5 protein-coding genes are annotated in these 5,350 nt (G+C 74.7%); 3 read left to right on the top strand and 2 right to left on the bottom strand.

Annotated elements, in window-relative coordinates; translation table 11 throughout:
- A partial coding sequence (locus VR45_RS25955; RefSeq protein WP_234326164.1) for an AMP-binding protein occupies window positions 1–1,739 on the bottom strand: 1,739 nt, incomplete at its 3' end.
- 463 nt (window positions 1,740–2,202) lie between these two features.
- Here VR45_RS25955 and VR45_RS25950 point away from each other — a divergent pair.
- The 3 genes from VR45_RS25950 (at window position 2,203) to VR45_RS25940 (ending at window position 4,756) form a co-directional block, all read left to right on the top strand.
- A complete protein-coding gene (locus VR45_RS25950; protein WP_045942259.1) occupies window positions 2,203–2,469 on the top strand; it encodes a hypothetical protein in 267 nt (88 codons plus the stop codon).
- A 203-nt stretch (window positions 2,470–2,672) separates the two neighbouring features.
- On the top strand, window positions 2,673–3,413 hold the full coding sequence (locus VR45_RS25945) for a polyprenol monophosphomannose synthase (protein WP_045942258.1): 741 nt from the start codon (window positions 2,673–2,675) through the stop codon (window positions 3,411–3,413).
- A 77-nt stretch (window positions 3,414–3,490) separates the two neighbouring features.
- Complete coding sequence (locus VR45_RS25940; RefSeq protein ID WP_045942257.1) at window positions 3,491–4,756, top strand: aromatic acid exporter family protein; 1,266 nt, start codon at window positions 3,491–3,493, stop codon at window positions 4,754–4,756.
- Between the two features lie 55 nt (window positions 4,757–4,811).
- Here VR45_RS25940 and VR45_RS25935 read toward each other — a convergent pair whose 3' ends face one another.
- A complete protein-coding gene (locus VR45_RS25935; RefSeq protein WP_045942260.1) occupies window positions 4,812–5,297 on the bottom strand; it encodes a VOC family protein in 486 nt (161 codons plus the stop codon).
- Window positions 5,298–5,350 lie beyond the last annotated feature (53 nt).

Below are 5,350 nucleotides of genomic sequence, written 5' to 3'. Positions count from 1 at the left end.
GTCCTGGGCGCGGTGGCGACCCAGGCGGCCTGGGCGCGCAGCGAGGGGCGTTCGAAGACCAGGGCCGTGCTCGCGGCGACGCCGAACTCGGCGGAGACCGCGGCGGCGAGCTGGACGGCGCGGAAGGAGTCGCCGCCGAGCGCGAAGAACTCGTCCTCGACGGCCGCGACCGGCCGGCCGAGCACCTTGCGCCAGACGGCGGCGAGGGCGAGTTCGGTGCCGGTGGTGGGCGGGGTGCCGGCCGGTGCCTCGGTGGGGGTGTCGAAGCGTGCCCGGAGTTCGTGCTTGACGACCTTGCCGCTGGGGTTGCGGGGCAGCCGGTCGGTGAGCAGGATCCGGACCGGCAGTTCGGCCCGGCCGAGGCGGGCGGCGAGGAAGAGCCGCAGTTCGTCGAGGTCCAGGCCGTTGGCGGCGGGCACGACCGCGGCCACCGGCACGGCGCCCATGACGGGGTGCGGGAGGCCGAGCGCGGCCGCGTCGGCGACCTGCGGGTGGGCGTGCAGGACGTCCTCGATGCGCATCGTGGAGATCTTGAGGGCGCCGGACTTGATGATGTCGCTCTCCCGGTCGACCAGGTGGAGGTAGCCGTCGGCGTCGAGCCGGCCGAGGTCTCCCATCCGCACCCAGCCGTCGCGGAAGACGGCGGCCGTGGCCTGCGCGCCGGCCGTGTAGCCGCGCGGGGGTCCGGGCTGGCGCAGCCAGACCTCGCCGACGGTGCCCGTCTCGACCGGCTGCCCGTCCTGGTCGAGCAGCCGCAGGTCGGCCGGGTTGGCGGGGCGGCCGACCGAACCGGGCCGACGGGCGTCGACGACGGCGGATATCTGGGCGGGCGACGCCTCGGCGGAGGTGTAGGTGTTGACCAGGGTCGCGGTCGGCAGGGCTGCGCGCAGGGCGGCGGCGACGGGGGCGGGCAGGGCGGCGGCGGAGGAGCTGATCAGCAGGACGCTGCTCAGGTCGTGCCGTCCGACCGCACCGGAGTTGAGCAGTTCGACGGCCATCGAGGGCACCAGGAAGACGGTGCCGGCGCGGTGTTCGGCGACGGTCCGCCCGAACTCCTCGGCGTCGAAGCGCGGCAGGCAGATCGTGGCGGGCGCGGCGACCAGCGCGTTGACCAGCACCACCTGGGCCGCGTTGGTGCCGATCGGGAAGGCGTGCACGGCGTGCGCGGAGTGGGCGTAGGGGCGCGGGCGCGGGTCGAGCCGCTGGCCGGCGGTCAGGCTGGCGTGGGCGGCGTGCACGCCCTTGGGCGCGCCGGTGGTGCCGGAGGTGCCGATGACCTGGGCGAGGTCGCCGGGGGCGGGGCGGTACGGCGGTTCCTGCGCGCCGTCACCGTCACCGTCGCGGTCGCTGTCGCCGTTGCCGTTGGCCTCCAGTCCGGCCAGCGGCAGGCAGCGGACGTCGGCCGCGGCGGCCCGCTCGTCCTCGTCGGCGGCGGCGACCGCGAGGACCGCTCCGCTGTCGCCCGCCAGCCGCGCGGTGTCCTCGGCGCTCAGGTCCTCGCGGACGACGACCGCCGCCGCGCCCGCGTAGTGGGTGGCCAGGAAGGCCACCGCATAGGCGTCCCAGGACCGGTTGGGGAAGAGCAGCAGCACCCGCTCGCCCGGCCGGACGCCCGCCCGGGCGAGCCCGTGGGCGGCGCGCACCGCGCGCTCCCGCCACGTCCGGTAGTCGAGTGCCGGGCGGCCGGGGGCGATCAGCGCGGGCCGGTCCGGGTGCCGGGCGGCCCGGTCGTCGAGCAGGTCGGTCAGGGTGAGCGCGTCGGGCGTCCCGGGTGCCGAAGCGGCGTCGGCGGGAGCGGCACTGACGGTGGATCGGGTGCTGATGACGACTCCCGGAAGTGGCCAGGACGGGGCGCGGCCGATCGGCCGGACGGGTGGCTGGTCCAGACCGTAGCGGCTGGGTACCGTCCCCCGCCAGAGTCGTCCGTCCCCGGACCGCCGGGTCCGACCGCCGGGTCCGACCGCCGACCGGTCCAGGGCTTCCGCTGACGGTCTCCGACCGTGACCGCCGACCGCGGTCGCGGAGCGTAACCGCCGGGCGGGCCCCCGAGGGAGGGGTACGGGAGCGGCCCGGGGAGTAGCCCGGCGCGGTCGGGGCAGGCGGGGGCCCGGACGGCCCGCACCGCGGCGGTCGGCGTCTGGACGTGCCGTGCCGCGCGGTTCGGGCGATCATGAGGGAACGTGCCTCGAAAGGTGGAATGCGATGTTCCAGCTCCTGTGGATTCTGCTCATCGGCTTCGTGCTCGGTGTGATCGCCAAGCTGATCCTGCGCGGCCCGCAGGCCATCCCGTGGTGGCTGACCATGCTGCTCGGCGCGGCCGGGGCCTGGCTGGGCAACGCGGTCGCCGGGTGGGTCGGTGTCCGGCACACCTCCGGCATCGACTGGATCCGCCATCTGCTCCAGCTCGCCTTCGCGATCGGCCTGATCGGCATCGTCGCCCCCGCCTGGAGTTCCCGCCGGTCCAGGTGACCGGCGATCCGGACCCGGTCCAGGTGACCGGCGGTCCGGCCCCGGGCCGGGTGACCGGCGGCGACCGTGCCCGGCCCAGCGGGCCAAGGGTGCTCCGGGTCCGGAGGGTGGTCCGGCGCGGCGCTGTTCGAAGCGGCGCGGCTAGACTCGCACGGCCGTCGCAGCCCGACGGCCGTGCCGCCGAACTCGCGAGGGAACAGAACATGGTCGAGGCCGCCCCGAAGGTCGTTGTGGTCGTGCCCACCTACAACGAGCGGGAGAACCTTCCGGTCCTCGCCGGCCTGCTGGCCGGGCTCGACCTGCCGAACCTGCATCTGCTGGTCGTCGACGACAACTCCCCCGACGGCACCGGCGAGGTGGCCGACAAGCTGGCCGCCGAGTCCGAGGGCCGGGTCTCGGTGCTGCACCGCACCGAGAAGGACGGCCTCGGCCGCGCCTACGTGGCCGGCATGACCCGGGCCCTGGAGGACGACGCGGACGTGGTCGTCCAGATGGACGCCGACCTGTCCCACCCGGCCGCCGTCCTGCCGCTGATGGTGGAGACCCTGCTGGCCGACGACACGGCCGTGGTGCTCGGCTCCCGGTACGTGCCCGGCGGGTCGACCGCCGAGGAGTGGCCGTGGCACCGCAAGGCGCTCTCCGCCTGGGCCAACCTCTATGTGAACACCATCCTCGGCCTGGGCGTGCGGGACGCCACCGCCGGTTTCAAGGCCTGGAAGGCGCAGACCCTGCGGGCCATCGACCTGCCGTCGGTGCACAGCAACGGCTACTCGTTCCAGGTCGAGCTGAACCACCGGGTGGTGCGCCAGGGGCTCACCATCAAGGAGGTGCCGATCCGCTTCGAGGAGCGGGTCGAGGGCGCGTCCAAGATGAGCCTCGGGGTGCAGGTGGAGTCGGCGCTCGCGCCGTGGAAGCTGCTGCGCGAGGGGCGCGGCAAGCAGTAGCCCTCGCCCGGTGCGGACCGGTACGGACCGGACAGGACCGGACCGGTGGGGGCCGGGAGACGGGGAAGGAGGTGCGCATGGCCCTGCTACCGGACTCCGTGGTCGGCCTGCTGCGCCGCGCCGCCCGTGAACCCTTCGCCGTCCAAACCGCCCGGGCGACCGTCGCCGCCACCCTCTCCTACGTGGTGGCGACCTGGCTCAGCAGCGAACCGGCCCCCCTGACGGCCCCGCTCACCGCACTGCTGGTGGTCCAGGTCACCGTCTACTCGACGCTCACCACCAGCATCCGCCGGGTGAACTCGGTGGTCGTCGGCGTGCTGATCGCGATCGGCTTCAGCGCGGTGGTCGGGCTCTCCTGGTGGAGCCTCGGACTGATCATCCTGGCCTCGCTGGTGATCGGCCGGTTCGTCCGGGTGGACGAGTTCGTCCAGGAGGTCGCGATCAGCGCGATGCTGATCCTGGGCGTCACCAAACTCGCCTCCCAGGCCTGGGACCGGGTGCTGGAGACGCTGATCGGCGCGAGCGTCGGCCTTCTGTTCAACCTGGTGTTCGCCCCGCCGGTCTGGGTGGACACCGCGGGCGAGTCGATCGAGGACCTGGCCCGCCGGGCCCGGCACCTGCTGCTCGACCTCGCCGAGCAACTGGGCCGGCCCACCGCCGTCGAGGACGCCGTCGAGCGCCTGCACGAGGCCCGCCGGCTCGATCAGGCGATCGCCGACGTCGACGCCGCGCTGCGCCAGGCCGAGGACAGCCTCCGGTTCAACCCCCGGATCAGCGAGGGGCTGCTGTCCCGGCTGGTGCTGCGCACCGGCCTGGACACGCTGGAGATCTGCGTGGTGGTGATCCGGGTCATCTCGCGCTCGCTCACCGACCTCGCCAAACGGCGCGGGCCCGGCGAGCCGTTGGTGGCGCCGGGCCTCGCGGTGGCGATGGAGGAGCTGCTCGCCCATGTCGGCGGCGCGCTGGTGAGTTTCGCCGTGCTGGTCACCACCCAGGTCAGCCGGAACGCCGAGGAGGCCGAGGAGCGGCTCGCCGCCGAGCTGACCGCCGCCTGGGCGAGCCGGGAGAACGTCGCCCGGCTGCTGTTGGAGCAGGTCCGCGCGGACCCGGACTCCTGGCACCTGCTCGGGTCGCTGCTGACCGAGGTCGACCGGATCCTCGACGAACTGGACCTGGAGCACCGCTCCCGGCGGCTGATGGAGGAGCTGGACCGGGCCTCGGTGGCGGGCCGGGAGCGGTTCTCCCGGCTCGGCCGGCTGCGCCGCTGGCTCCGCGGCGAGCGCCCGGTCCTCGCCCGGGTCCGCCGCCGGCGCGGGAAGCCCCCGGCGGGCGCCCGGAGCTGAGCCCGCAGCCCTTGCTCGGACCCCGGCCCCGGTCCCGGCTCCCGCTCCCGGTGTCTCACCCCGCCGCGGCCCCCGCCGCGGCGTCGAGCAGCCGCTGGATGTCGATCCTGCGCATCTCCAGCATCGCCGTGGTGACCCGGGCGGCCTTGGCCCGGTCCGGGTCGGCGACCAGGTCGATCAGTACCTGCGGGGTGACCTGCCAGGACAGGCCCCAGCGGTCCTTGAGCCAGCCGCAAGGTCCCTCCTGGCCGCCGCCCTCCAGCAGGGCCGCCCAGAGCCGGTCCACCTCCGCCTGGTCGTCGCAGTGCACCTGGAGCGAGACCGCCTCGGTGAACGGGAAGAGCGGGCCGCCGTTGAGGGCCACGTAGGGGCGGCCGTCGAGTTCGAAGGCGACCGTCAGCACGGTGCCGGGCGTGCCCGGGCCGGCCTCGGTGTAGTGGGTGACGCCGGTGATCCGGGAGTTGGGGATGACCGAGGTGTAGTGGCGGACGGCTTCCTCGGCCTGGTCGTCGAACCAGAGACAGGGTGTGATCTGCTGCATGGGCCGACGGTAGCGGCGGGCCCCGGCGGGGCGGCCGCGCCACCCCACGCCGC

Source organism: Streptomyces sp. NRRL S-495 (genome assembly GCF_000966955.1).
GTDB lineage: Bacteria > Actinomycetota > Actinomycetes > Streptomycetales > Streptomycetaceae > Kitasatospora > Kitasatospora purpeofusca.
This window is presented reverse-complemented; position numbering and strand designations above follow the sequence as displayed.